At 33.4% G+C, this 4,423-nt stretch carries 5 protein-coding genes and 1 pseudogene; 1 reads left to right on the forward strand and 5 read right to left on the reverse strand.

Annotated elements, in window-relative coordinates:
• A pseudogene (locus QMF37_RS18085) lies at positions 1 to 191 on the forward strand (IS5/IS1182 family transposase); the annotation flags it as partial.
• Positions 192 to 271: 80 nt separating this feature from the next.
• Here the strand turns inward: QMF37_RS18085 and QMF37_RS18090 are convergent.
• From QMF37_RS18090 to QMF37_RS18345, 5 genes are all read right to left on the reverse strand, one after another.
• Positions 272 to 1,366, reverse strand: coding sequence for a hypothetical protein (locus QMF37_RS18090; RefSeq protein ID WP_078080802.1), 1,095 nt, complete (start codon positions 1,364 to 1,366; stop codon positions 272 to 274).
• 325 nt (positions 1,367 to 1,691) lie between these two features.
• Complete coding sequence (locus QMF37_RS18095) at positions 1,692 to 2,789, reverse strand: PD-(D/E)XK nuclease family protein (protein WP_071152937.1); 1,098 nt, start codon at positions 2,787 to 2,789, stop codon at positions 1,692 to 1,694.
• Positions 2,790 to 2,901: 112 nt separating this feature from the next.
• Positions 2,902 to 3,141, reverse strand: a complete 240-nt coding sequence (locus QMF37_RS18100; protein WP_071152938.1) for an HTH-like domain-containing protein — start codon at positions 3,139 to 3,141, stop codon at positions 2,902 to 2,904.
• A gap of 129 nt (positions 3,142 to 3,270) precedes the next feature.
• Positions 3,271 to 3,516 carry a hypothetical protein gene (locus QMF37_RS18105; protein ID WP_071152939.1) on the reverse strand — a complete coding sequence of 82 codons (246 nt, stop codon included), beginning with the start codon at positions 3,514 to 3,516 and terminating at the stop codon, positions 3,271 to 3,273.
• Positions 3,517 to 3,530: 14 nt separating this feature from the next.
• On the reverse strand, positions 3,531 to 4,094 hold the full coding sequence (locus tag QMF37_RS18345; RefSeq protein ID WP_151897523.1) for a tetratricopeptide repeat protein: 564 nt from the start codon (positions 4,092 to 4,094) through the stop codon (positions 3,531 to 3,533).
• Positions 4,095 to 4,423 lie beyond the last annotated feature (329 nt).

The raw sequence follows: 4,423 nt of genomic DNA on the forward strand, positions 1-4,423 counted from the left end.
ATAAACAGCGCGCCGCAGTGGAACGCGTCAACGCTTACTTGAAGGAGTATTTCGATTTGAATAATGTTCGACACCGGACAGGCAAGAAAGCGAAAGTCCATTTTGAACTCGTTTCGTTGATTTACAATGCGTCCCGATTGGCGAGCGATCGTTTGAAAGTCGCTAGAAACCGTGCTTTAGCAGCCGCTTAAATTTTAAAAACAGGAAAAATGGTCCGAGAAACCGTCTACACTTTTTTAAAAGGGCGATTTATGAAATTGATTCAAATAATTTAAAATAAAATTTCATTTACTAATTTTTGATATTTATCTAATTCATGATCTATTTGATTCTCGAACTCTTCAAACGATGTCCCAACCGAATACTCTATCATTTGCTTAAAGAGATTTTCTTTTTCATTAAATGTTTCATATGGAATACCTACAATTTCATAATGAAAAAGGTTGTTCCTTAAATCGGATTTTATCGGAACGATAGTCTCTCTAATTTTAATTAATTCATTAATATCAGGGTGTTTTTCCTTAAGTTCCGGAACTTTATTTGATAGTAAATCTAAACCTTTAATTGATAGTAGATAAGTACAAAATTTCATTCGAAAATAAAAGTTTTGGCGAACTCCCAATACTATCGGGAAAATATTCCTTATAAAATTATTTTGACAGTAGTAGTTATATAAAAAAAGCCGCCAATATTTATCTTCTTTATTACTAAAGGCATTAAAACGTTTAGAATCTTTAAAATAAACGTTTTCGTGAGTAAAATCCTCAGGAAAAGAAAAAATCTTATTGGGAATTTTACTGACGGGATATATAGTCGATTGGGAAATATAATTGGCAAGTACCATTGTAAATTCTTCCATCACAGAACCTTTAAATTCATGATTAATAGTATAAAGAGCTTTAGAATTTTTAAATAATTGATAAGTGTTAGCGTAATCAATATTTCTAAAGGAATATATCCCCAAATCATGCTGACCAAATAATTTTATAACTAATTTTTGCTTTAAATTATAATCACCAATTAAAAAATTATTAAAAAGGGAAGTGTCATCTTCTAATTTCGGAATAACTTTATTCTTTTTATGCTCTGAGTATAACTTTAAAGTACTACGGTTTTCCTTGATTATTTTTTGTATAGATGTTCCTTTTATGTCTTTATACCAACTTGAATGAACTTTATTTGTTCCTTCATGAAAAAAATCCAAACTATCACATACAAAACTTAAATACGGAATAAGCGACGTTGAAATATAAAAAGTGATTCTAATATCTGATTTTGATATTTTATGCAACAATTCATATACTTCATGTACTTCAATTAGTAATTCTTTATAAGAGATTTGTTTCAATTTTTTTATTTCACTCATAAATTACCTCTTCCCAAATATTTAACCCAATGTATTTAACTTTACAACTCATTATTTAAAACAGAACAATTACTCACGTTAGCAATAGCCCTGCTTTTATTTCATCTTTATATACAAAAAGAGTTCAGTAAGTTTACTGAACTCTTTTGCGAATATGTGTTACTAAAAAGTATACTAGTTCCTACAGAACTAGTATGCCCTTGATTAATCGATTCTAAGCCGAACAAGGACTCCACAGGTTCAAAATAATTATAACTTGATTGCAAATAGCTTACAATTTTTTTATTAAAGAACTTTTATAAATTCCTATTCCTGTTAGTCTTTTTTAAATCGCAACCTCGTCATCAGCTGATAGAGTTTCCTGTTCATTTACAATCCATTGTAATTCTGGTAAGTTTCCTTTTAGTTTATTTAGTTCTGTTAACTTATCAATGAAAAATTTTTCTATTGCTTCAATATGATCTTTTTCTGCTAGAAACTGAATGACTGATTTACTCGCATAAAGCATGAAGTCGTCATTTTGATCTTCTGGTCTTTGGAAAGTCCACCCTTCATTTATTTTTTCAAATTCTTCAAAAGCACTCATTAGCACAGTTTTATATTCACTATTTGCGTTAACTTCAATAAAAACTGCCACTTCCGGATAATCACTATCTTCGAATGTAAAACCACACCCTACAAATTTCCAATCACTTTGGTCATTCCTAATTACATATCGGTTATAATCGCGAAGTTCAATTGCTCGGTTTCCCCATGGTTTGGGTTTCCCGAAAAACCTTACAAAAGAGTGACTTGTTTTTCCATTCAAACATTGATCTAACATTGAAATCGTCTTTCCTAAATTCTGAACAGAATAAACGTCTTGTGGTAAAAATGTTCTTGATTTATTCAATTCTATCTCCTCCATATACTTTAAAATTTGGTTGCAGTATAAATCAGCTTTATAATTTTCTTGAAGCCAAGTAAACACTTGAAACCACTGCAGTTGACAGAACGGAGTAGAGGATTTTTCTATCTGTTTAGGGTCGAAATATTTTGTAATGTAAAAAAAGTGTGTAGAGAAGCCCGCTTTTTCGCTTTGCTGAAGGTGTTCTTGGTAACGTTGCAATTGTAAATGTCCTTCTCCACTACTAAGCTTGTTTTCAACAAAAACAAGCTTACGGATTTCACCTTGCCTAAAGGTGATGACTAAATCAGGTCTGCTGTCTGTAACATGTGTAAGTAATTTCTTGTATGTCTTTTGGGTGTGTACTTTAATATCATGGATATCAATCAAGTTTATACCAGCAAATTGTTTGAAGAAACTACTCAATATATTTTTCTGCTCAAAAAGCGGTGCAATAATTTCAGTTAGGTAGTCCTCATATGGATTAGCTTCTGAACTTCGCAATAAATTATAAATTTTTGTATATGAAGAAGACATTTTAATCCCCATTCTTGTATAATTTTATGGCCGCGAATGTTATGGCCTAATTTACACTTTAAAAATATTTTTATACAATCGTAGTGAGTTGAAGAAATGTTATTTAAAATGCTCATTGCTTATCTTTATTCTTTACTGCAACGTATTTTGAAAGATTGACACCTTTATTCACTTCAGCAGCATAAGAAACATTAAGCCCTGAAGCCTGAACAATGTCCTTAGGTTTATAACCATGATTAAGAATATATTCTCCATATATGATTCCAAACAAGTGAATATTTACTGCCTTCTCTCCTTCCTTAGCATTTGTATACATTTCCTTTAAACGTCTAGCTAATTCATCTCTGGTCATTTTCAATACCTCCACTAGTTATTTTATTTTAATAAATTTTTTACAGCCTTATATCAAAAAAGGTAGGACAGGATATCCTACCTTTTTAAATTTATACAATGAAATTTTAGAAATTCAAGCTTTCTCTAATTAAGCTGGGTCAGCGCTCTTGCTTTTAACATAGGTAAAGACTACAAAGCCAATAGTACCAAGTGCAATAAACCACCAAATATACGTAAAAAAGACTGCTACTAAAACTGCAGCAATTAGCAAACAACCACCAATCACTGAGGCTATGCCTGCGAATCCAAAGTAATAAACTCTGAACATTTTATGGTAAAGCATAAATAACCCAATGGTCACAATCACTATCAAAATCAGTTGAATAGTTTCCATTTCAATTCCTCCTCTTAATTTTGCATTTCTTGATTATTATTTAACCAATCCAAAAGCATTAATGCTGTTTCATTAGTAGGGTTGAGGTCTAGCGCATTCTGAGCACTGGTTTCTGCCTTTTTAAAATCATTGAGTAGATACCATAGAATTCCTTGCTTTGCTATAGACCGATCATTTAAAGGGTTATTAACAATAGAATGATTAAGATCGCTGAATGCACTCTCTCTGTCGTCATATTCCTTAAAGGTGAGGTCTGCTCGAAATTCATAAAAATTTGAAACATCTGTAGCGCTGTAGCAGTTCATTTCAATTAGCTTTGAATAGGCACGGATTGCTTTGGCAATATCCCCTTTATCTTGCGCCATATCCGCTTCTTTGAGAAATAACATTTTAAAAAGGGTCACGGGTGCAATGGACGGGCGTCCATTATCAGCACAATAATAAAGCGTGGTAATCCGTTCAATGAAGGAGAAATCAATCAATGCATCAACGGCCCGAAGGAAGTGATCACGTGGCACTAGCTCATCAATGGTTACCGTGGTTTTGTCATGACGGTGATTTTGAACAGAACCCAACATGGTTCGCTCACTCCTTTTTTTGTCAGTATACGCCGATTCGCTCGAATTGAATAGTTAAAAACACGAGTGTAGTGGAGACAGGCGACTCCTGCGGGAACAGCACGAGCCGAAGACCCTGCAGGAGCGCCAGCGACGAAGCGGCTGAGGCCGTACCCGCGGAAAGCGTCCGGCTGGAACGAAAAGCAAAAAAACTGTCGAGGTTTCTCGACAGTCTTTTTTTGTTTATTTCGATACTTTTTTGATGTAAACTGAAAGAAAAAAGAAGGAGCGAAGTCCCATGATTGGTCCCGTCAAAAATCACCGTCATGAACAGGTCACCGTCTCAATTG

The organism is Planococcus sp. S3-L1 (genome assembly GCF_030063085.1).
In the GTDB taxonomy this organism is placed as follows: Bacteria; Bacillota; Bacilli; order Bacillales_A; family Planococcaceae; genus Planococcus; species Planococcus kocurii.